Below are 24,185 nucleotides of genomic sequence, written 5' to 3'. Positions count from 1 at the left end.
TACATTTATCTCCTACAGAGCCATCATCTGTAGTTATATATAAATCAATATTACTTGTATCAAATCTTTTTATTATCTTTATAGCAGTTTCATTAGCACCACCCATTATTAATGTAATAGAATTGTTTGAATCATTTTCATAAAGTTTTTCTATTAATAGTTTAATAGGGGCAGTACCCATTCCGCCTGCTACTATTAAGATTTTTTTATTTTGTATATTGGTATCAAATCCATTTCCTAATGGTCCTTGAATATTAATAATATCATTTTCTTTTAAATTCGATAGATATTTAGTTCCTTCTCCTTTTACTTGATAATAAAATTCCAATATATTATTATCAATATAATGTAGACTTATAGGTCTTCTCAAATATGTACTGCTTTTAAGCATGAAAAACTGTCCAGCTTTTGAATGTTTATAGCTTTCTTTTGATTTTACTCTAAGCAAATATTTATCATCTGATATTTTTATATTATTTATTATGATATTATCTTCTAAAAACATTATTTTAACCTTCATATTTTTTATAAAAAAAGAATACCCGCCTCTATATTTAGAGATAAAGGTATTCTTTGAAATTATCAATTGAACAATTCTGTATAAAAAATAAATATATGTCTCATAAAGTTTTAATATACCATATATTTATAAAAATTCAAGTATATATAAAAATTATTAAATTATATTTCCATCTATTGAAATTATATATTCTTTAATGATAATATTTTTATTAGCCATTTCAAGAGCTTTCTGCACTATCATTTCAACACCTCCACAGCATGGAACTTCCATTCTAACTATGGATATAGAATTAATATTTTTATTTGAGAATATGTTAGTTAATTTTTCTATATATCCGTTAATATCAATATCCAATTTAGGGCAGAACATCAAAAGAGTTTTATTTTTTAAAAATCTTGAATGAAAATTTGGATAAGAGAAAGGAATACAATCGGCAGCTATTAATAAATCAGCATTATCAAAATAATTAGCATTGGGATTAACTAACTTTAATTGTATAGGCCAATTTCTTAATTCTGAATTCATTTGAATATTATTGTTATTATTTTCTATTCTAAATTGATTTCTCATATCCTTTGGCATGCTTCCAGTACATCCACATGATTTACTTTCTTCCATATCAGGCACCTCCATATTATTATCTTTTAAATATTTCATAGCTTCATTAAAAAGTTTATCTTCTCCATGATCTTTTAAATGTTTGAGATGTGCTTTTATAACATTTAATCCACCTTTAACTATATTTACCATTACTTTGCTTTCATTGTACTCTTCAGCTTCTCTTTCTTCTATTTCCATAGCATTTTCAGGGCATGCCTTTATGCAAGCCCCAAGTCCGTCACAAAACAAATCGCTTATAAGTCTTGCTTTTCCGTCTATTATTTGCAAAGCACCTTCAGGACAATCAGGTATGCATACACCGCAGCCTGTGCATTTATCTTCATCTATTTTTATTATTCTTCTCTTCATTATTGTATGATATCCTTATCTATATTTATTATTTATATTATTAGGATATTATATATATAATGAAAAAGCTATTGCTATGGCAACAATATATTTTATAAATTAATTTTTTATATATAATAGTTTTATATGGTTTTATCATGAAAGTTTTAGATATTGATATTATACTAATTATAGGTATAATATACAAATATTTTATATAAGCGGATAGTTATGATTTTTGGTGATTTTAAATTTATTGTTTTTTATATATTTATTCCTTTTCTTATAGTATTGTTTATTATATCAAGGAAAAAGGTTCGTAAAGTATTATCTATATTTACTAAAAATTTAAATTTTCAAAATGATAAAAATTATAAAAGAATATCTAATTTGAGAGTTTTTTCTATAATATTTATGATACTTGCATCAGCATGTCTTATATTTGCCTTGATGCAGCCTAAATGGGGTATAATAGAACAGAAAATTAAAACTGATAATTATATGATAACTATAGCATTAGATTTATCAAGGTCTATGGATGCTGATGATGTATGGCCTTCAAGACTAGAAAGGGCTAAATTAGAAATAGAAAAATTCGTAAAAAACACGGATAATTTATCTGTAGCATTAGTTGGTTTTGCAGGAACAAGTTTTATCGCTTCTCCATTCACACAGGATATGGAAACATTTACATATATATTAGATAATCTGAGAACTAAATCAGTTACTTTGCAAGGCACTAGAATAGCTGATGCTTTGGTTACTTCAAAAAATACTTTTAATGTTAATACGGCAAGCAGAAAATCTATAATATTAATAACTGACGGAGAAGATCATGGTGGATATTTTGATGTGATATTAAAAGAATTAAAGGATATGAATATAAGCGTATATACTATAGGTGTTGGAACTCCTGCTGGGGCAAGCATTAGTACAGATTTGGGGGTAAGAGAGAAAACTGTTATTTCAAAGAGAAATGATAATACATTAAAATTGATAGCAGATTCAACTGGAGGAAAAAGCTATATTGCAGAAAATATGTCATTGGAAAATATATTTAATGATATGAAGCAGAATATGGATAGTGTTTCTGCTGTTAGAAATAATAGAAGTTATAAAGAAAGATTTCAAATATTTTTAGCTATATCTGTATCTTTGATATTTATAGCAAGTTTATTTAATATATTGACTCAAATTAAAATAAGAGAAACAATAAAAGAAAAAATAATAAAAGAAAAAATAATGAATAGGAAATCTGAAATTAGGAATTATTAAATATGAAAAAATACAATTTATTAATTATGATATTATTTATTAGTATTATGCCGATTCATAATATATATGCTTTTTCATTAAATGAATTTACAGCAAAATTAGATGTTGATAGGGCTAATAGACTTATAAAGAAAGGCAATTATGACGGAGCTATAAGTTTGTATGAAAAGGCTTTAAGTAAACTTCCTAATTCTCCAGAAATATTTTATAATATGGCTACTACGATGTCATCTGTAGGCGATATGAATAGTGCTATTCAATTATTTGATATGGCTAAAAAAAATGTTACAGAAAAAACAAGTAGAGAAATGAAAAGTGCTATACATTATAATTCTGGAATAACAAAAATTGAAGCTCAGGATTATCAGGGGGCAATAGATGAATTGGTTGAATCTTTAGTTAATACTCCTGAAGATGAAAATTCAAAAAGAGCATTGGAATATGCACAAAAAAAATTAGAAGAACAGAAACAAAATAATAATACAGGTCCAAGCACTCAGAAAAATGAAGATCAGAATCAGGACGGAAAAAGCGATAATAATAATGGCGGTTCTGATAATGATAATAATCAAAATAATCAGAATAATAATGATCAAAATAATCAGAATGATAATGATCAAAATAATCAAAACAATAATGATCAAAACAATCAGAATAATAATGATCAAAATAATCAGAATAATAATGATCAGAATAATGATGGAAACAACAATCAAAATGGAAATGATGATCAGAATCAAAAATCAGATATAGATAGATTATTGGAATCTTTAAGACAGTATAGAAAAGATAAAGATAATGGAGATCAATATTACGGCGGAGGCAGAATTGATAAGGATTGGTAATATTTTTTTTAGAGTTGTATTAATGGCAGTATTCATTTTCTATTTGCCTTTATTTTCTCAAACTAGTATCAATGCAAAAATATCAGATACAAAAGTAGGTGTAGGGGATGTGTTTACTGTTTCAGTTACTATAGATAACAGTTCTGGAAGAGTTTTAATAGATGATATAGACGGACTTATACTTAGAGGAACATCTCAATCAATAAATATGATGTATTCTTCAGGTACATTCAAATCCATTAAAACATATAATTTTACCTATGTAGCTAATACGGAAGGAAAATATACTTTTGATAAAATAACAATAAAAATTAATAATAGAACATATATATCAAATCCTGTAGAAATAGAAGTTGTGGATTCTCCTGCCAAAAATAGTAATAATTATACTCCAAGCGGAAATAAATTTGAGGATTTTATGAATTATGCTGATGATATATATATTGATAATAGTATCAATAAAAAAGAAGTATATTTATATGAACCTATATATATAAATCAAAAAGCATATTCTCATATACCTGTTACAGTTCTTGGTTTTTCTAAAATACCAGACAGAACAGATTTTATTTCATATTCTGATTCTTCTGATTATAATTCTTTTACAGAAATAATAGACGGAAAGCGAGTGAGTTCTATACCATTAAAAAGAGAAGTGCTTTATCCTGTAAAAGAAGGCTCGAAAAATATATTAACTACTCCATTCGTATTTGAAAAAGATGGAATGTTTTATGATAGGGTTCAATATGGAGAGGAGAGTTTTTCTGTAAAAGTTCTTCCGCTTCCAGATAAAAAAGGTTTTGAAAATTTTTCTGGGGGAGTTGGAGATTTTATTTTTAGTACAAAGGCTAATAAAACGAATATTGCAGTAGGTGAAGAGCTTTTAATAACTATGGAAGTTTTAGGTGAAGGTAATACATCTATAATAACAATGCCTTCAATTAATGATGATATTACAAATTATTTTTCTGTATATCAGCCAAAAACATATGAAACTAATTGGTTTGATGATAATAAAATGATAAGTAAAAAAACTAAAGAATATATTTTAGTGGCAAAAGCAGAAGGTAATTCTATTATTTCAAATATAAATTTCTGTTATTTTTCTCCTAATGATAAAGCTTATACAAATTTATATTCTATGCCTATTAATTTAACTATATCTGGAACTAAAATTAATGATAATTCATTTGTTAATAATAATGGAGAAGAAATAAATACTATATCTATAAGAGATACCACTTTAAAAGAAGATAAATATTTTAAAATACTTAATATCAAAATAGTTTATTTTTATATATTGATATTGATTATAGTATGTGTATTAATTTTTAATTATAAAAAAATAAATAGTATCAAATTTTCATTGGCTAAAAATAATAAAGATAGCAGAATTGATGATATTATAGAATATTATAATTCTAATAATAGAAAAGAATATTGTAAATCTATAGAGAATATTTTATTAACAACTTTAAAAGATAAATTTCATATAAAAGATGATAATAAATTAAATGATTATATGGACAAAGAACATGCCGATGAAATAAAAAGCATAATTGATAAATGCAGATTTGAATTATATTCTGGAGAATCATCTAGTAATGAAGATTATCATACAAGATCTATAGAATTGGTAAAATATATAAAAGAATTAAAGGTAAGAAAATAAATTTACATAATACAGGTAAGTATTTATATGAAAAAATTAATTATAATATTTCTTTTATTTCAGTCATATTTTTTATATAGCGAAGTAAATACTGATTTTGAGAGATTAAATAATTTATTTGAAAGTGCCAATAAACTTTATAATGATGGAAAATATTTAGAGGCTAATTATTTATATAGAGATATTTTATCATCAAATTTTGTATCAAAGGATTTGTATTATAATTTAGCTTCTTCTTATGCTGCCATTGGAAGTAATGGATATGCTGTTCTTTATTATGAAAAATCTTTGAATATATCTCCTTTTGATAAAGAAATAAAAGTTATGATAAATTCATTGACGGGAAATAATGATCATGATTCTTCTATTATTATTATGATGTATATATCTTTAATATTGTTTTTAATATTTTTTACATCATTAATAGTATTATTGCTAAAAAAAAGAAAGCTTAATAAATTTTTGTTGATATTATCTTTAATTTTTTTAGTACCTACAATGTTATTAAATAATAATATAAGTTCAGATTATATTGTTACTATAGAAAATGCCAATTTATATAGTGGAAGCAGTATAAAATCAAAAGTTATTTCTGAGATAAATGAGGGAAGGAAATTAAGAGTGATTGAAGAATATGATAATTGGTATTATGTAAAAGGAAATTTCAGAGGTTGGATAAATAAGAGTTCTGCTGAAAAAATATAATAAGATATTAAAGAGGTTAATAGTATGCAAAAAATAGCAGTTGGAATGAGTGCAGGAGTGGATTCTACTACTACGGCAAAACTTTTAAAAGAACAAGGAAATGAGGTATTCGGTGTTACTATGCTTCTTTGGAATGGAGATAAAAGAGCACCTTTAAGCGGTTCATGTTATAGTCCTTATCAGGAAAAAATTGTAGAAGAGTGTAAAAAATATGCTGCTGATATAGGAATTGATTATTATGCTTTTGATGTAAGTGAAATGTTTCAAAAAAAGGTTATAGATTATGTTACCAATTCTTATAAGAATGGATTAACTCCTAATCCTTGTATAATGTGTAATAGCCATATAAAATTTGAAGCATTATTTGAAGCTATAGAAAAACAGGGATTAGAATTTGATAAATTTGCTACAGGGCATTATGCTGGTATAAAATATGATGAAAAATCAAATAGACATCTTTTGTTAAGAGGAAAAAATTTGATAAAAGATCAGTCTTATTTTTTATATAGATTAACTCAAAAACAATTATCAAAAATACTTTTCCCAATGTATGAGAATACCAAAGAAGATACAAGAAAAATTGCAAGAGAATATAATTTAGAAGTTGCTGAAAAAAGTGAAAGTCAGGATTTTTTTGCTGGAGAATATCATAGATTATTTGATGGAGATAAAGAAGGGGATATAATAAATATAGATACCAATGAAATTCTAGGACATCATAGAGGAATATGGCATTATACAGTTGGTCAGAGAAAGGGATTAGGTATAGCATATAAGGAGCCTTTATTTATTGTATCATTAGACAGCAATACGAATACAGTTTATGTTGGAAACAAAAATTATACTTTTGTAAATGATGTAAAAATACATAATGTTAATTGGATAGCTGAACCTATAGAAAGAGAATTTGAGGCTTTAGTTAAAACTAGAAGTGCTCATAAGGGTACTATGGCTAGAGTTATGCCTATAGATGAGAATACTATTAATATAAAATTTTTAGAGCCTACGGGTATTATAGCTAAAGGTCAGTCTTGTGTATGCTATGATGATGATATAACTTTATGCGGCGGTATTGTTTATTAATCTAGATTTCTCTGTTTTTATTTGTATATTATATTAGATTTTAAGGCATATAGATGAATCAATTATATATTATCATATTTAGTTTTATTTTCTTTATTTCATGTTCAAATAATGAAAAAATAAATTGGGAAAATGATTTTGATAAGGCAATAGAAAGGTCTAAATTGGAAAATAAAATAATAATCATGGAGCTATATACAGATTGGTGCGGAATATGTAAAGAGATGGATAAAACTACATTTGCTGATAAAAATGTTATTGATAAGATTAATAATTTTGTGGCATTAAAATTTAATCCTGAAAAAGCGTTCAATGGAAAAGATATACAAAAGAAATATAATATATTGGGATATCCTACTATGCTTTTTATTAACAGCGATGGATTTGTTGTGAAAAAATTAGTAGGTTATATTGATAATAATGAATTGATAAATGAAATGAGCAGTATTGCAGAGAGAGAAAAAAGAATTAAGGAAATATTTAAAGATGATAATGCTAGTATAGAAAAATTAAATATTTATCTTGAATCTGGTTATGATAATGAATCTTTAAATATGTATAATGAATTGATAAAAGAAAATAAAATATCTGAAGATAACATACCTAAATATATATCAAGTATTGCTTTATTATTATTGGATAATAATAGAATAGATGAGGGTATGAAATATTTTGAAGATATAATAAACAAATATAGTAATTATAATGAGGTTTATATAGCACATTATTATAAGGCTCTCGATATGGTAATCAATAATGGTCAAACTAATGAGGGTATAAAATATATAGAAAGCCTTACTAATAAAATTCCTGAAGAAATGAAATCTGAGTATTTGGATTTTATAAATTATTTTAAATCTAATTATGATTAAGATATATTGTTTTATTATAAAAATATTTTATAATATTTCGTATTAAAAAAGGAGACATTATGAATAAAAATATATTAATAATTTTTGTAATAATATTTTCATCTATTATTTCTTGCAGTGATGCCAATGCTGAAATAAAATGGGAAAAAGATTTAGCCACTGCAATGAAAAAAGCTAAAGAAAAGAATGTACCTATAATGATAGATGTCTATACTGACTGGTGTACTTGGTGTAAGGAATTGGATAAAAATACTTATGCTCATAAAGATGTGATAGATGTTGCTAAAAAAATGGTATCTGTGAAAATCAATCCAGAAACTTCTCAGGAAGGTGCTGATTTAGCTAAAAAATATGGAGTTCAGGGATTTCCTACAATACTTTTTATAAATGCTGATGGATTAGTATTAGAAAATGTAGGCGGATATGTTGAGGGTGCGAAATTTGTTCCATATATGAAAAATGCTATAGAAAAATTGGATAAAATCAATGTTGTATTGTCTAGTAAAGAACCTAGTTTAGAAAAATTAGATTTATATATGGAATCTGGTAATGAAGAGGAATCTCAAAAAATATATGATGCTTTGATGGAGAAAAATGCTATATCAAAAGAAAAAATGCCTAAATATTTACTTGGTTTTGCTTTAATGAAAGCTCAGAGAAATGATTATAAAAAGGCTAATGAATATTTTGATACTATTATAAAGGATTATCCTAAATCTGAAGAAGTTTATGTAGCACATTATTATAAAGCTGTTACCATGGTTCTTGCAGGCGAGAAAGATGAGCCTAAAAAATATTTGGAAAAACTTTTAGATGATCCTAAAACTCCAGATAATATGAAAGTGCAGTATGAAAGCTTACTCTCATATATAAACGAAAGTAATTAATATTTATAAAAAGTATATTTTTAAAAGGGATACTGATTTTTTGGTATCTCTTTTTTTATAAATACACTTTAAAAAATCATTAATTAAAATATAATTATAAAATCAATTAAAAATTATAATATATTTTTAAGTTTTTATAGAGGAAAATTATGATTAGTATAGTAATACCTGTTTATAATGTTTCAAAATATTTGAGGACTTGTTTGGATAGTGTAATTAATCAAACATATAAAGATTTAGAAATAATATGCATTAATGATGGTTCTACTGATGATTCTCTCGAAATATTAAAAGAGTATACTTATAAAGATAGCAGAATAATAATAATAGATAAAAAAAATTCAGGAGTATCTGCTGCTAGAAATGATGGAATAGATAAAGCAAGAGGCGAATACTTATTTTGTATGGATAGTGATGATTATATAGATAATGATTTTATAGAAGTTTTTTATAATAATGCCAAAACAAATAATAGTGATTTAGTGGTATTGAGTACTTTTTGGAATTTAGATAAAAGGGTTAATAAAGAATATCATTCAGCACTTCCTACTTGGTCTATGTTTATAAAAAAATCTATATTGGATAATTATAAATATTTAAGATACCCGCTTAATATACATCCTGGTGAAGACGGAATATTTTCTCATGAGCTTTTGATGTATGTTAAAAATATTAGTTTTGAATATAATACAAATTATCATTATGTAAAAAGAGCAGGACAATCTACAGAAAATACAGCTGAGAATATAAAAAAATTAGTTCTTAATATAAGAAAATATTTAGAATTATTAGAAGAGTTTTACACTAAATATAATTTTTGGGAAAGTAAGTCTTTATCATTTGCTAAATATATTGAAGGCGAGGTATTTTTGGCTTTTAGAACTAAAAATTTTATTACTGATGATGAGAGAAAAATTTTTGATATTATAAAAAATACTTTAAATAAAACTGTAAATAATATTAATAAAGAAGATTATAATAAATATTTTTCCAAAGAATTTATTGTTTTTATAGAATCCGACACAATAAAAAAATATTATAGCAAAGTGAAATATAAATATAATTATATAAGATTTACTATATTTAATAAAGATGTATCTATACGCTATAAAGAAAACAGATATAAATATTATAAGAATGATAATTCATAAACTTTATTTTTTGAATTGTTTTTTATCATTTGAACGCTTTATAATACTTTTATTATTGTATAAAGAATAATATTACTATCTGTAATGATTAATAATACTGTTCGGAGTGGAAAATAATAACAACTCTATTTACAATTAATTTAATTTTTTATATAATATAAATATAGTTTTAATTTAAGGTTATTATTATATATGAGTAAAGTTGCTGTAATAAAATGTGAAAATTATGATTTTGAAGAGGTTAAATACTCTATAAAAAAAGCTATAGATTTGATAGGTGGAATAGATTTATTTGTAAAAGAAAATGATAAGGTATTATTAAAGCCCAATTTACTAGCTGCCGAAACTGCAGATAGATCTGTAACTACTCACCCTGTAGTATTTGAAGCGGTTGTATCTATACTTCAGGAGATAACTAAAAATATTTCTTATGGAGATTCGCCAGGAATAGGAAAGGGAAGCAGTGTAGCATTAAAGGCCGGTATAGATGAAATAGCAAATAAAATGAATGTTCAATATGCTGATTTTGAAGAGCCTGTAGGAGTTACTTATGAAAATGGAGTACAGGAGAAAAGTTTCACTATATCCAAACCTATTCAGGAAGCTGATGTAATAATAAGTCTTCCGAAATTAAAATCGCATGCTCTTACAACTATGACTGGTGCTGTTAAAAATCAATTTGGATGCATACCTGGTTTTAGAAAGGCTGAATATCATTTGAAATTGCCTGATTTTGAAGATTTTTCTACTATGCTTCTTGATTTGAATAAACTAGTGAATCCTAAACTTTATATAATGGATGGAATATTAGCCATGGAAGGAAATGGACCTAGAAACGGCAGTCCTAAAAAAGTTAATGCCTTGATAGTATCATCTGATGCTGTAGCAGTTGATTATGTAGCTTCTCAAATAATATCATTCGATTATAATACAATACCTACTTTAAAAATGGGATTTAAACATGGTTTTTCAAATAAAGATAAAATAGAAGTTCTTGGCGATGGTATAGATGCTGTAAAGGTAACAGATTTTAAAAAGCCTCATAAGGGAATAGGTGTAGGAAGAAGTTTAATGAAGTTAAGCAAATTTCCTATCATAAAAAGACTTTTTGCTACTATTATACCTAAACCTGTTATAGAAAAAAATAAATGTGTGAAATGCGGTGTTTGTGTTAAGGTTTGTCCTGTTACTCCTTTGGCACTTAATTTTGACAAGAAGGGAAAAAATTCTCCGCCTGAATATTATTACAAACATTGTATATCATGTTATTGCTGTCAGGAATTATGTCCTCATAAGGCTATAGTATTAAAAAGAAAATTTTAATAATTAATTTTAAATATATTATTTATCAATCAAAGATATTTTTATATTTATTGCTTATAACATCTTCAAGTTCTTTTGCTTCAATAAATATACTACTATATTTAATATATTCATCAATTATATCATCTCTATATTCTAAAAGCCAATTAAAAATAATTCCTTTAGGAGTTAAATAGAAATAACTGTTTTCTAACTTAAGATTTGCCATATTATCATTTTTATTTTCATCTATGTTATCATAGTAATCATTATTATAATGATTTTTCATTTTATATTTTATAAGACTTAAACATTTATTTGTATCTGCTATTATATCAGTTATTTTTATAATTTCTCCAGTATTTAGAGAATATGTGGCATTATTCAATATTTTATTACTTGATATTGATATCAAACCATTATTTAATAGATTTATATTGGGTATAGATACTGTAATGTTATATACTTTTTGTTCATTAGAAATTAAAGTTTCTAATTTATGAAAATTATTTTGTATTTTTTTATTCAAACTTTTTTCTATAGTCTTATATAGATCTTTCTGATCTTTATAGTCTGTTGTTTCTGTTATACCATATTCTTTATTTATACTTGCATTAATTTTATTTATAGAACTTACATTATTTGGATTATTCAATAAAAATAAATAAATTTTATAATTAATTTTTGCCTTTCCAATACTATTTGAATATGTATATTGTATTATATTTGTTTCTGACATATATGATGATGGATATTCGAAATAAATATTTTCGTTGTTTAAACGTCCTTCAAATCCGCTATTTCTATTTGGAAGAAAACCATTTAATTTTTTTCCGTCAGGGGATTCTGCTTTGAAATAGCCGTCTAATTTATTTAATTTTTTTATTTTATATTCTATTTTGTTATTGTTTTTATCTGAATAATATATACTTCCATATTCATGTTCATCATTCAAGATTAATATATTTAAATATTCTTTATTCTTATTAATTAAATAAAAATGCTGATAATTATATATATTTGATAATGTTGAACATGATACTATTATAATAAGAAAAGCCAACATAAAGAAGAAAAATATGAATGATATTGAATTATTAATAGAAATTAATGTTAAAGAAGCAATTATAAATATTAATAATTTATTTTTCATGTACACCTCAATATTTATATTAATTAAATTATGATTATGTAAGCTATATAAGTATTTTATAACATTTTGTATATAAAAACAAGTACATTTTATATTTTGATGTGTTGTATAAAATAGATTTTTCTAAAAAATATTTTATTTTTCACAAAAAATATATTGTTAAAAAGTATTTGTAACATTAATTTAATTATATTGTGTTTTTATGAGATAATAAATTTCAAAAACGCTTGGGTGGGGATGCTTTTTCTTAATGGTTTAATTATAACAACTATTTAATTTTATTTACTACATTAAATATAGTAAGCATTCTATTTGCTGTTTCTTCTGCATCGTTTTGTACAATAGGTCCCCATATGTAATGAGCATCATTTCCATCAAGGAAAGACAATTCATTATCTAAATATATACTTTTTAATTTATTTATTAGTTTTGCATTTTTAGAGTAAATACAAATATATATATATTCTTCTCCTTGACCAATACTTATATAAATAGTAAAATCATTTACATCACAATATATTATAGCCCCTTCTATCTTGTCATAAATCTCATCTAATAAAGTATTTTCTTCTTTAAAATTAAAATGTTCATTTTTAGATTTTATTAATTTATCAATCTCCTTAGAAAAATCAATATGATTCTGTACATCTTTTTTTACTAATTCCCGTCTTTTTTTAAGAAGAACTTCTTTTGTATTTTCTAATATATCAATAAAATTATCTATATCTTCTATAGATGATATTTTTTCATAATTTTTATTGTTTTCTAATATTTTCTGCAATAATTTATTATTCATATTTAATACCTAATTATTTTATATTTTTTAATGCCTCATATAATTCTTTCATTTTAGAAGCTGTATCTTCAGCACTTTCATTATTTATATCTATATCATACCATATACCTTCATTATCATTTCTATTAAGCCATTCTATTTTATAGTTTTTTATTTTTTCTATTATATTTCCTAATTCTCTTTTCTTAATTCCTCCTGTATCAAATCCTACACTTATATGATTATATTTAAGTACTAAAATAATATACAAATCTTCTATTTTATCCGATTTTTTATATATTGTGTGAGAGAAATTTTTATTAAATAAATTATCTTTTATAGTATCAGAATCTTCTATTTCAAATTTATATTTTTTATCTTCTATCAAAATATCAGACACTTTTTTAATATAATATATATAATCTTGCATATTATCAGTTTTTTTGTGTCTTAATATTTCTATTGTACTTTCAATCAAATCAATATATTCCTGTGCTTCTTCAGGAGTACTAATATTATTATATGCATCATTGCTTTGTAATAATTCTTTTAATTTATCTTGCATAAAAGTATCCTCTTCGCTGCTTGAACTTAAATATTCCTCTTCTTCTATAATTTGAACTATTGCAGATTTCAAATTATCATATTCTTTCATATGTATAAAATGACAATTTTCATTTTCATAGATAAGATATTGTAGCCACTCAGCAATATTTCTATGTGATATATTAATAAATTTATTTTTTAATTCTATTCTTTCTTTTGTTGGTAAACTATTTTCTGAAGGTAAATAACCGCCTCTAGTCAAATATATAACATAAATATTATTATGAGTTATTTCATTTTTTATATAATTGATATAATTTAATAACTGATTATCTCCATTATCTCCGCTGTTAATTTTGTTTTCAATAATAACAGAAAAATTTCTATTATGAATATACAAATCTATAGATTTTTGAGTTCCTTTTGGACTATACTCTTTTTCTATTTCAAATGTTTCATCACTATCATTTATAATATCTTTTTTAAAAATATATTGTAAAAAAGAGTTCATAAAATTGAATTGTACATTTTCATTATTAATATTTATTTTCAGTAATTCATATAATATTGTAGAATTTTTACGTTCTACTTCTTCTATATTAATTAGTTTAAATATATTAATCCTTGGAGATTTACTTAATTTATATTCTTTTAAATAATGAATAAGACTTTCATAATTTTCTAATAAAAGATTTAAAATGTTTTCTTTATTAGTAATTAATTCTCTATTTTTAGAAAATAAAAAATTTATTATATCTAAATGTATTTTTTTCATATAAGTATTATAAATACAAATAAATTTTATGGCAAATATAAAAAAAGCGATACCTTATAAAAAGATACCGCCTTTAATTATTTAATGTAATAAAATTATTTTAACTTTATTATTTAGCTTATTTAGCCTCTATAACAATTTTATGCTGTCCGTCATAACCGAATACTTCAGGGTTATACATCTCTTCAGCTTTAGTAGCAGGAAGCAAATATTCACCAGGAGTAACAGCACGAACTACATATCTGTACTCATGTTCACCGTCGCTAAGCATATCAGCAAATAATAATATTTTGTCATTGTAATTTTCAGTATGATTGAATCCGCCCCACCACCAAGCAGATTTTCCTGTATTGCCAGTTATGTTTTTAACTTCGCTGCTTTCTGTAGCAAATGAAGAGTTTAATATTCTCATACCTGCAGCCACAGGAGTATCAACTACAACGAAATGTCTTTCATAAGGAGCAGTAACTTTCACTACAACAACATATTCCTCGCCCTGTTTGAATTTATCTTTAGTGAGATCCAATACTTTGCCGTCTTTAGTTTCGTATCTTCTTTCAACTTTTATTCCAGCATCTCTATTAACTGCTAAATCACGAGGGGCATAAGTAAGTCTTACACCATAATAAAGTCTTCCGTCCCCATTGCGTTTTATATTAGCTAATGCACTTCTAGTATTTGCATTACTTAATCTCTCATTCATAAACTCATCTAAAGCATATTTTTTTGTTAGGCTAGGCTGAGTTCTTGCAGTAAATGTTTCTTCAAGTAAAGTTTTTCCCTGATATATAAACTCTGCTTTGAAATTAGGCTTAACATTTTCATATTTTTTGAAGTACATATTCATAGCAGCAAATACTGATACATTATCCTGAGTATTTAAATATCTACCATTTTTTCTTGACTGTACCAACCAACGAACAACTTTTTCATTTATAGCATTGTCATAACCTGTTTCTATTAAAGCGTATAAAGCTATAGATGTATCTCTTACTGATGAAGAGTGTATCCAATAAAGATTAGAATATCTAGCCTCAAGCTCATAATGTGCGGTGTTAGGATCCTCTTTTATAGTATTAAGTATATACTGTCTAACTTCAGTAAATGCCTTATTGTCATATTTATTATAATACATAGCCCTCATTAATTGAACCTGTCCGTAGAAAGGTATGTTATTAACTTGAGGATATATTCTGTCTATTATAGTTTTTACATCATCAGCATTATATCCACCTTCAGAAAGAACTGCAGCAATATATGCTATAGATGAAAGATTAATATATTCATCATTCCAGAAGCTAGGTTTTTCAGCCTCTCTGCTCTTAGCATAATTATTTATATATTCTAATGCTAATTTTAAAGAGTTTTCATCAACTGTGTATTCTTCTTTTTTTGCCTTAATCATAGCATCAGCAGCATAAGCAGTAAGCCATGGAGATATCCAAGTTTTGCTAGACCAGTAAGAGAATCCTCCATCTGCACTCTGATAAGTAGGCATCATTTTTAAGAAATCCTGAACTGTTTTATCTAAATTTTCTTCAGGTATATCTGTAAGTTTCATATCTACCAATAATCTTTTACTTGTTATTATAGGATAGATTCTTGATAACTGCTGTTCCAAACAAAGATAAGGATAATTTATAAGATAATTTATACCTCCTGTAAGTTCACTGAATGCACTAGGAGATATATACACTTCTAAATCTCCTGCACCTTTGTACGCTTCAGATATATTAGGAATCTTAAGCATTAAATCTGTATTGTTATTTGTAGTGCTTGAGAATAATGCAACTGATTCTGTAGTCATAGGTACATTAACTTTGAATGTTTTTTCAATAGCGTCAGTGTACTCTCCTCCTTTAGCAAATATTGTAACTTTAGCCTCTCCTTTGTTTGTAGCTGTAATATCAAATCTTACATCAGCATTTCCACCTTTAGGAATAGTTATTTTCTGCGTAGCATTTTCTATAATAGCATTAGAAGAAACTGCCTGAACTTCTATTTCTAAATCTTTATCAGAATAATTGTATACTGTACTTCCAGCTTTGAATTTATCTTCAATATAAGCAAATTCAGGAATAGTAGGAAGAAGCATAATATTTTTCTTAACAACAACAACATCATCAGAAGCACCGAAATAACCGTCTTGATTTATAGCAGAAGCCATTATTCTAAATGATGTAATATTATCAGGTAAATTGAATGTTACAGTAGCTTTACCATTAGCATCTGTTTTTACTCTGCCTTGATAGAATGCTGTAGTTAGGAATTTTTTTCTTATGCTAAATACATCCATTCCCATAGCTTCAGCTCTAGCCATTATATTATTAACTCTCATACCGTCGCCACCTGGTGTATCTCCTTTCTCTCCGTAATTTCTTTGTCCTATTAAGTGTATTCTACTGTCGGCACTTGATACGCTTAAAGGTCTTTGTCCGTAGAAAGTATTGAACCAGTTAGGAGTTTTATAACCTATTAAATTTAATACTCCTACATCAACTACACTTAGCATAATCTCTGTTTCCATAGGCTTGCTTTCTTTTGTTTCAACATATAAATCAACAGTCATATCATCGCGAGGCTCCAAACTGTCAGCAGATTTTGTTATTTTTACATTAAGTTCTTTTTCACGAGGAGATACAGAAAGTCCTGCATAACCTATTTTAAATGAAGGCTTACCCTCATCGGTATTATAATTAGTATAGCTTTCATTTTCAACTCTGCCCTTAACTAATGAAACACCAACATAAATATTAGGCAAATATTCAGGTTTTATAGGTATTTCTATTAAAGCAGTAGAACCTTCTATATTTGTAACATAAGAATCTATTACATACTCTCTTTCAACTGTAACTAAAGCAGTGGCACTCTCATAAGGAGATTTCACCATTATTTTAGCAGTTTCATAAGGCTTGTATTCATCTTTTTCTGTTATAAGTTCAAGCAAATCATCATCAAACATTGCCCAAGGAGCATAATCTTTACCTATAACATACATATATTCATCTGAAGCAACTTCTCTGTTTTTGGAGTCTTTTGCTCTTGCCGATATTATGTAAAGTCCTGAATCTGTAGGAGTGAAACTATATGTAGCTGGTTCTTTATCTGTTGTAATTGTAGTAGTTTCAATAACATCATCAATCTGTTTTGATTGCCATTCAAATCTTCCACCTGTTATGGCTTTCTTTACAGATTCCCAATGTCTTCTTATTACCTGAACTTCTATTTTTTTTCCTTCGAGTCTGTTTCCTTCAGGATCAACTGCAATGAATTCCAATTGAGTAGGCTTATCAGTATCCAAGAAATATCCCTGTCTTTTTATACCTATATAATAATCGCTTCCATGAACTAATACATTTTTAGTTGTGCTTACTTTTTGAGAATCCTGTCCTTCTACAGTTGCCTCTATAGTAACATAAGCAGCATGTATTGAACGGCTTGCATCTATTTTAGGTTCATAAGAATATTCTCCATTTTCATCTAATGAAGCTGTTCCATTTGCTATCATAGAATAATAATTATTGTAATATTTATCTTCAAACCAGCTTAATTTTGTGAATCGGAATCCTGTATTATTAGGTGGAGTGAAGAAAGTTTCATTCATAGATATATTGTAATTAACCTGATTAGATATCATAGGCTCACCGAATAAATACCAGCCAGACATTTTAATATACATAGTGTCGCTTAAATAATAATTTTTATCTTCAACCCAAAGTCTGCTTTCATATTCTAAAGGTTTGAATTCTTCTACTCTGAAACTTTGAGATAAACTGTATGGGCTATTTTCCTGACTTTCATTATTTGATTCGCTTTTAAATTCTGCATTTACACTGTAATATCCTGTAGGAGCATCTTCTGGCAAAGTGAAATCTATTAAATAAGAACCAAATTCATTTAAAGTAATTGTTCCTTTATATATTTCTTCTCCTCTTGAATTATTTATTATAAAAGAGCCATTTTTTAAATCATTAGGTATTTGCCAATTTCCAATTTTATTTTCTCTTATAGCACCTTTTATATGTACTTCTTCTCCTGGCTTATAAATACCTCTTTCTGTAAACATTGATCCGTTATAATCTTTATCATCAGGAGAATAATCATAACTTATATCCATTCTCCAAGGTGAAACACCTGTTCCCCAATCGCTGTTTATGAAAGATACATCATCGCCTTTTGTAACTATTGCCCATTGTCTTGGAGAGTCCCATCTGCTTGATCTTTTTATTCCTAAACTTCTAAATCCTTTAGTAGTGGCTATTCCGTTTTCATCAGTAGTTGTCTTTTCTAAAACTCTGTTAAAGTCATCTCTTATTTCTACTTGAGCATCTGCAACAGGCATTCCAGTTTTTAAATCTGTTACAAATATGGTATTTGAATCGCCTGAGAATTTGCCTGTTACACCCATAGATGTAATTTGTATTTGAGATTCTGCTTCATAATCATATTCACTTTGATAGCCCGTTTTAGTATTAAAACTTATATTTAATAAACCATATTGCTTTCCCTGCATATAGTTTGTTAAATATAATGCTGTTGTTAAATATCTATTTCTTTTAATATTAGGTGTATATTCTGATTTATTATCATAACCTAATAAATGCTTATACTGATTTGTGTAATTTTTAAACTCTGTACTATTATCATATCTGTAAACTTCTTCATTAACAAATAAAAAAGGAATAATATCATCTTTAGAAACGAATCTACTCTCTATATTAATAACATTCGGATTCATTACCTTTATAGGAAGTTTAACATTTTCATAAGATTCTATAACTCCCATTCCAGAAGGTATAGAAACTGAAGGATTATAATCTGTTACATTTAAAGTAAGATTTAATTCTTTTCCTAAAGTCTGTCCGTAAATATCTTTAAGACTTCCGTTAATTTTTATATTATATGTAACATTAGGATTGAATCTTAATTGATAAAGAGAGAAGTTTTTTTCAGCCCAAGAATTTTCATAAAGTTCTTCTTCTGTAGGAAGCTGAATTGCAGGAGTAATTTCAATATTTCTCATCAAATCAGCCCATTCAACCCTTGTACTGAATTCTATTTTAGGAGCTTCTGGAGAATATGAGGCTGTTACTGTCTGCTCACTATCACCTTTAAAATAAAAGCTGTCATGCGTAGAGAAAGAAAAACTAACAGTTTCTGCAGTACCTAAATTTCCATTAACACCGTTAAGCCCCGAATCAATCACTACTTCTATAGTATCATTCATATTGAATTTATTTTTAGGAGTTAAAACTAATACCTGTTCTAATTTGTATGAATTGATTTCCCATTCTCTTAAATCTTCTGTTCTAGCATATCTTATATCAAAATCTATCTTGCTGCGATTGCTGCTTGATATTAATTGTATATTATATTTTGCAGTTTCAAGATATATAGGCATATTATAATAAATAACTATGCTTATATTCGTAGACACATCGCTTTGCATGTCATAGGGAGAAGTTTTTTCCATTATAGGTCTTAAAGTATTAAAAGTCCAAGTATAATCATTTTCTAATATATCGCCTGTAAGCTCACTTTTTATTCCTTTTTTGAGTGTAACTTCTATTTTTGTATTATCAGGTAAAGGCTCATCAGGATAAAATGCTAAAGTATTAACAGAAAGCCATCTGCATTTACCTTTAACATCTATATTGAAATTAAAATATTTATTAGTAACTTCTTTTATAGTCTGCAAAGCGGTCATCTGCTGATTAAAAGTTACTGTTATTGCTTCATAATTATTTCTTGAAGTGTTTTCACCGATTGGGGTTGTTTTATCAATATTTACAGCTGCAAACATATTTACTCCTGTTAATGCTGTCAATATTAATGACATAATAGCAATATAATAAATAGTTTTCAATTTCTTCATAAAACCTCTCCGCTTAATGATATTTTTTATTTGTAAAGTTATATCATAAATAATTTTAAAGTAAATAATTAAAAGTAAAAATATTTTATTAGATTTATTATTTACAATAATATTACAATTTATATATAAAACTAAAAAATGTAAAAAAGTATTATATGTTTTTTTAACTATTTTTGATAATTAATATTCAAATTTTCAGTATTGCCATTATTATTTTGTGATTCTATCATAATTTGTGGTTATATTTTTATATGAAAATCTTCTTAAATTTTATATATCTTCTATGATATTATAAAAAATACATTAAAAATAATATAATAATTATTTATAATTGTTTGTTCATTTTATAATAAAAATTAATAAAGACTATTTTGATTATTCTTTATATACTATTTTTTATTATACTATAGAAAGAATTAACGAATCTTTTATTCAGCTTTAAAGGATTTGTTTTTACGGGCTGAAGCTCATCACTTTCATCATAGAAAATAATATTATTTAAATTGATATTTTCATCGGGATTGATTCCAAAATACATATAGTCAAATGTAATATGTGCTGAAATTTTTAAATAGCTGTCTTTTAAAATATATTCGCTGTAGCTTCCTCCGTCTTCTGTTTCTCCTCTAGCCAAATCATATTTATTTGAAAATGACATTAAAGTTCCAGCTTTAACAGTTATTCCTTCAAATGCATTTATCTCATCATCTTGAATATATTTTTCTTCTATAGTTTCATATTTGAAATTGAGCTGTTCTATAGGCTGATTAATTTCATAATCTGTTAATTGCTGTTTCCATTTATTTAAAGTATTTTCATCTAATTCAATAGGGTGAACTAAAGTGATATTTTTTTTATTTGTATTTTCAAGTTTATATTCTTCCTCATCTGCAGTATTGAAAGTGCCGTCTTCCATATATCTGAAACTTTCAATTAATTTATTATTATCATCATAAACGCCCCAAATTAATTTCAAAGCAAATATATTCATAATACTATTATTAACAAATACATTCTTAAAACTTTCGTAATTCCATTTTCTGCCATTCATAAAAACTCTTTGAAGTCTTATTTTTTGAGATTGTATCAAAGTTTTTATTTCTTTTTTTAGAGATGTAAATTCTTTTTTTACTGAATCTGCCATTGTCTTATCGTCTTTGCTGTTTGCTGCTGGAAGTGATTTTATGATTTTATTTTTTTCATCATCATTAATTGTCAATTCTAAATTATTATTGATATTTAATGTAAATGTTCTGTTTGCCTCTCCTCCATAACTTAAAACTTTATTTCCTTTTCTGTCAAAACCAAAATCAGGAATGATTATATCAGAAAGTTCATCGGTAGAAATATCTAAAATCTCTGCTGCATTTTTCATAGTTTCATTTGCAGTTTCTTTGATTTTTGCTGTAGGTGCTTTTCTTGTTAGATTATCAACTAATATTAAAGCATAGTTTTTTCCATTTAATGCAATACATTTTACAATGAATGCTCCTAATATAGTTCTTGATCCCTTGGCAAATTCTTTTATTAATGAATATACAGCATCGATTTTTGAATTATCAGAATATATACAATAAGGCATCAAAATATTTTTTTCTTTATTATCATAATTGCTTTCTTTCCAATAATTAAATACATCGCTTAATACTTTTTGAAAAGAGTTAATTTCTAATAAATCAGCAAGCATATCGCAGTCTTTAAGTCTTGCAGGTTCTGTTAAATTCATATACTCAATGAAAATATATTTAATAATTCTTTCATCTGCCTCATTTCCATTTTTGTATAATACTTTATCAAATTTTATATTCTCTAAAAATTTAATACTGTTTTCATAGCTTGTATTATAGTATGTATTAATAAATTCAATTGCTTCATCAGTATTATTGAATTTATCACCGTATTTTTTTAAATTCCAATTTTTAAGTATAGTTTTTAAAGCTCCTTTTAAATCAGCAGCTTTCACTTTATCAATAGTTTTTTCAACATATTCTCTTGTTATATCCTCATTATCAGATATGATTTTTAAACATGCTCTTTTAACTTCTATTTTTTTACTGCTTTCAAGAACTGTATAAACTAAATCAAAATTATTATAATTGAAATTAGGATTATATGCCCATTTCAATATATCTAAAATAGCCAGTTTCTCATTGCTTAATTCTTTCTTAATAAAGTTTTTATCATCTAATATATTTTTTAATTCCTCTTTGTAATTTTCTATTAATAAATCTTTTAAAGTTTTTATATTATCTTTTTCATCTGTTAAACTATTATATAATGATGGAGGTGGCATATAGTAATTACCATAATCATAATAATATGAAAGAAGAATTTCTTTTAATGTTATATTTAATTCTTCATTATTTATAAGCGAATCAGCAATTTCTCTGAATGTTTTTGAAGTTATAGCATATTGAGTTTCTATATATTTTCTAATGCCAAGCTGTATAGTTAAATGTTTTAATACATCTATAGAGAATTTTTTTAATGATTTTGTTTCTTCGCATAAATCTTCAAAATTAAATAATGCAAATACATACATCATATCTGTATTTAAATTAATTTCAGGGTATGTTGCTCTGAATCTGTAGCAGTTATTTGAGGATTTTTTTCCTGTAAAATACTCTATTAAATCATTAAATGCCTTGTTTTTATCTTTATTAAATACATCTTCTAAATTTTTTATATTATTAGATATTTTATTAACATCTTGACTGTCTTCTTTTTTCAGGCATTTTAAAATTATACTAGGGATTATTTGACAGCATAATTTAAATGTTTCTAAATCAAAGTTATTGTCATTATGCTCCAACAAAACTGCACTGAATAATATAAATATGATTTTTATATTTTTTCTTGTTATATAATTTTCTGATTTTAAAAGATTATATAATTTATAAAAACCCTCTTTATCATTTAAATAAAGTTTTTTGAAATTATGTAATATATTTATATAGAAGTAATTATCAAAATATTTAGCAATAAATGAAAAATAATTTGGAAAATCAAGCTCTTTATATGTTTTATCAATAATTTTATCTTTATCTGAAAAAGCCACTCTGTAAAAATAGTTTCCGAACTCAGTATTAATATCTATAATCAAAGTTTCATCATTATTTAATATTTCTTCAAACTTATCTCTTAATGATTTATGTTTATTTATAATAGGGGCAATAACATTTAAAGCATCAAGTTTATTCGGCATATAGTCTAATGCTTTAATAATAATATCTATATATTTATTTGATTCTTCAGTATTTGCCATAGCACATAATGCAAATAGAGGTATAACTGCATCTCTGTCCATATTTTTAAATGTTGTTTCAGCATTTTCTGAATTTATTATATCTATATATTTATTAACATATTCAGTGAGCTCTTTATTGAAATACTGATTTAATGATTCAAATACTTTATGTATAGGCATTTGAAAAGACATTATTCTGCATATATGTGATTTATAGGTGCTGTAATTTATATTTTGTAATGCTTCTTCTAAATTCCCAAATAATATTAAATGAGGAAGTACAAAACTTTCTCTGTAATCTTTTTTCTTATGTTCATTATAATAATATATTTTTAATAAATGTTTATATCTGTCTTTTAATTTTTGATTATCTTCTTCTATGGCACAGTAGCATTTAATTATATCATTCATTTTGTAAGCGAATGAATATCCCCAAATAGTTATTGAATTAAAATTTTTAGTTGCTTCAGCCTGTTCCATAGGCATTCTTACATCAGCATAAAATTCTTCCAACTTTTTTTCTAAATCCATAAAAATCCTTATATTATAAA

The 24,185-nt window shown here is 25.5% G+C and carries 16 protein-coding genes; 9 read left to right on the top strand and 7 right to left on the bottom strand.

Annotated elements, in window-relative coordinates:
• A partial coding sequence (locus Q1J76_RS06990; RefSeq protein WP_300368862.1) for a ferredoxin reductase domain-containing protein occupies positions 1-505 on the bottom strand: 505 nt, incomplete at its 3' end.
• 171 nt (positions 506-676) lie between these two features.
• Positions 677-1,492, bottom strand: a complete 816-nt coding sequence (locus tag Q1J76_RS06985; protein WP_300368860.1) for an ATP-binding protein — start codon at positions 1,490-1,492, stop codon at positions 677-679.
• Positions 1,493-1,702: 210 nt separating this feature from the next.
• Here Q1J76_RS06985 and Q1J76_RS06980 point away from each other — a divergent pair, with 210 nt between their 5' ends.
• The 9 genes from Q1J76_RS06980 to Q1J76_RS06940 all read left to right on the top strand — a co-directional run bounded on the left by Q1J76_RS06980 (position 1,703) and on the right by Q1J76_RS06940 (position 11,284).
• Entirely contained in the window at positions 1,703-2,746 is a 1,044-nt protein-coding gene (locus Q1J76_RS06980; protein ID WP_300368857.1) for a vWA domain-containing protein, read from the top strand.
• A gap of 2 nt (positions 2,747-2,748) precedes the next feature.
• Positions 2,749-3,591, top strand: a complete 843-nt coding sequence (locus tag Q1J76_RS06975) for a tetratricopeptide repeat protein (protein WP_300368854.1) — start codon at positions 2,749-2,751, stop codon at positions 3,589-3,591.
• A gap of 22 nt (positions 3,592-3,613) precedes the next feature.
• Positions 3,614-5,263, top strand: a complete 1,650-nt coding sequence (locus tag Q1J76_RS06970) for a BatD family protein (RefSeq protein WP_300368865.1) — start codon at positions 3,614-3,616, stop codon at positions 5,261-5,263.
• Positions 5,264-5,290: 27 nt separating this feature from the next.
• Positions 5,291-5,968, top strand: coding sequence for a tetratricopeptide repeat protein (locus Q1J76_RS06965; RefSeq protein ID WP_300368851.1), 678 nt, complete (start codon positions 5,291-5,293; stop codon positions 5,966-5,968).
• Between the two features lie 24 nt (positions 5,969-5,992).
• A complete protein-coding gene (gene mnmA / locus Q1J76_RS06960) occupies positions 5,993-7,051 on the top strand; it encodes a tRNA 2-thiouridine(34) synthase MnmA (protein ID WP_300368848.1) in 1,059 nt (352 codons plus the stop codon).
• Between the two features lie 53 nt (positions 7,052-7,104).
• Positions 7,105-7,923 (top strand): thioredoxin fold domain-containing protein, encoded by an 819-nt coding sequence (locus Q1J76_RS06955; protein WP_300368845.1) that lies wholly within the window; start codon positions 7,105-7,107, stop codon positions 7,921-7,923.
• Positions 7,924-7,982: 59 nt separating this feature from the next.
• A complete protein-coding gene (locus tag Q1J76_RS06950; RefSeq protein WP_300368842.1) occupies positions 7,983-8,810 on the top strand; it encodes a thioredoxin fold domain-containing protein in 828 nt (275 codons plus the stop codon).
• A 149-nt stretch (positions 8,811-8,959) separates the two neighbouring features.
• On the top strand, positions 8,960-9,961 hold the full coding sequence (locus Q1J76_RS06945; protein WP_300368839.1) for a glycosyltransferase family 2 protein: 1,002 nt from the start codon (positions 8,960-8,962) through the stop codon (positions 9,959-9,961).
• 192 nt (positions 9,962-10,153) lie between these two features.
• Positions 10,154-11,284, top strand: coding sequence for a DUF362 domain-containing protein (locus tag Q1J76_RS06940; RefSeq protein ID WP_300368836.1), 1,131 nt, complete (start codon positions 10,154-10,156; stop codon positions 11,282-11,284).
• Between the two features lie 25 nt (positions 11,285-11,309).
• Here the strand turns inward: Q1J76_RS06940 and Q1J76_RS06935 are convergent, their stop codons facing one another.
• The 5 genes from Q1J76_RS06935 to Q1J76_RS06915 all read right to left on the bottom strand — a co-directional run bounded on the left by Q1J76_RS06935 (position 11,310) and on the right by Q1J76_RS06915 (position 24,165).
• Positions 11,310-12,416, bottom strand: a complete 1,107-nt coding sequence (locus tag Q1J76_RS06935) for a hypothetical protein (protein ID WP_300368833.1) — start codon at positions 12,414-12,416, stop codon at positions 11,310-11,312.
• Positions 12,417-12,684: 268 nt separating this feature from the next.
• On the bottom strand, positions 12,685-13,212 hold the full coding sequence (locus Q1J76_RS06930; RefSeq protein ID WP_300368830.1) for a hypothetical protein: 528 nt from the start codon (positions 13,210-13,212) through the stop codon (positions 12,685-12,687).
• Between the two features lie 13 nt (positions 13,213-13,225).
• Positions 13,226-14,512 carry a PD-(D/E)XK nuclease family protein gene (locus Q1J76_RS06925; protein ID WP_300368827.1) on the bottom strand — a complete coding sequence of 429 codons (1,287 nt, stop codon included), beginning with the start codon at positions 14,510-14,512 and terminating at the stop codon, positions 13,226-13,228.
• Between the two features lie 118 nt (positions 14,513-14,630).
• Positions 14,631-20,387 carry an Ig-like domain-containing alpha-2-macroglobulin family protein gene (locus Q1J76_RS06920; RefSeq protein ID WP_300368824.1) on the bottom strand — a complete coding sequence of 1,919 codons (5,757 nt, stop codon included), beginning with the start codon at positions 20,385-20,387 and terminating at the stop codon, positions 14,631-14,633.
• Between the two features lie 382 nt (positions 20,388-20,769).
• Positions 20,770-24,165: a DUF4132 domain-containing protein gene (locus tag Q1J76_RS06915; RefSeq protein ID WP_300368821.1), complete on the bottom strand. Its 3,396-nt coding sequence runs from the start codon at positions 24,163-24,165 to the stop codon at positions 20,770-20,772.
• Positions 24,166-24,185: the final 20 nt, after the last annotated feature.

The organism is Brachyspira sp. (assembly GCF_029258575.1).
Lineage (GTDB): Bacteria > Spirochaetota > Brachyspiria > Brachyspirales > Brachyspiraceae > Brachyspira.
The sequence above is the reverse complement of the archived record's forward strand: the minus strand, read 5'-3'. Positions and strand labels throughout refer to the sequence as shown.

Bases quoted from the DNA above. Each gene is read 5' to 3' on its own strand.
- Q1J76_RS06985 (WP_300368860.1), bottom strand. From the start codon at position 1,492: ATGAAGAGAAGAATAATAAAAATAGATGAAGATAAATGCACAGGCTGC.
- Q1J76_RS06980 (WP_300368857.1), top strand. From the start codon at position 1,703: ATGATTTTTGGTGATTTTAAATTTATTGTTTTTTATATATTTATTCCT.
- Q1J76_RS06975 (WP_300368854.1), top strand. From the start codon at position 2,749: ATGAAAAAATACAATTTATTAATTATGATATTATTTATTAGTATTATG.
- Q1J76_RS06970 (WP_300368865.1), top strand. From the start codon at position 3,614: ATGGCAGTATTCATTTTCTATTTGCCTTTATTTTCTCAAACTAGTATC.
- Q1J76_RS06965 (WP_300368851.1), top strand. From the start codon at position 5,291: ATGAAAAAATTAATTATAATATTTCTTTTATTTCAGTCATATTTTTTA.
- mnmA (WP_300368848.1), top strand. From the start codon at position 5,993: ATGCAAAAAATAGCAGTTGGAATGAGTGCAGGAGTGGATTCTACTACT.
- Q1J76_RS06955 (WP_300368845.1), top strand. From the start codon at position 7,105: ATGAATCAATTATATATTATCATATTTAGTTTTATTTTCTTTATTTCA.
- Q1J76_RS06950 (WP_300368842.1), top strand. From the start codon at position 7,983: ATGAATAAAAATATATTAATAATTTTTGTAATAATATTTTCATCTATT.
- Q1J76_RS06945 (WP_300368839.1), top strand. From the start codon at position 8,960: ATGATTAGTATAGTAATACCTGTTTATAATGTTTCAAAATATTTGAGG.
- Q1J76_RS06940 (WP_300368836.1), top strand. From the start codon at position 10,154: ATGAGTAAAGTTGCTGTAATAAAATGTGAAAATTATGATTTTGAAGAG.
- Q1J76_RS06935 (WP_300368833.1), bottom strand. From the start codon at position 12,416: ATGAAAAATAAATTATTAATATTTATAATTGCTTCTTTAACATTAATT.
- Q1J76_RS06930 (WP_300368830.1), bottom strand. From the start codon at position 13,212: ATGAATAATAAATTATTGCAGAAAATATTAGAAAACAATAAAAATTAT.
- Q1J76_RS06925 (WP_300368827.1), bottom strand. From the start codon at position 14,512: ATGAAAAAAATACATTTAGATATAATAAATTTTTTATTTTCTAAAAAT.
- Q1J76_RS06920 (WP_300368824.1), bottom strand. From the start codon at position 20,387: ATGAAGAAATTGAAAACTATTTATTATATTGCTATTATGTCATTAATA.
- Q1J76_RS06915 (WP_300368821.1), bottom strand. From the start codon at position 24,165: ATGGATTTAGAAAAAAAGTTGGAAGAATTTTATGCTGATGTAAGAATG.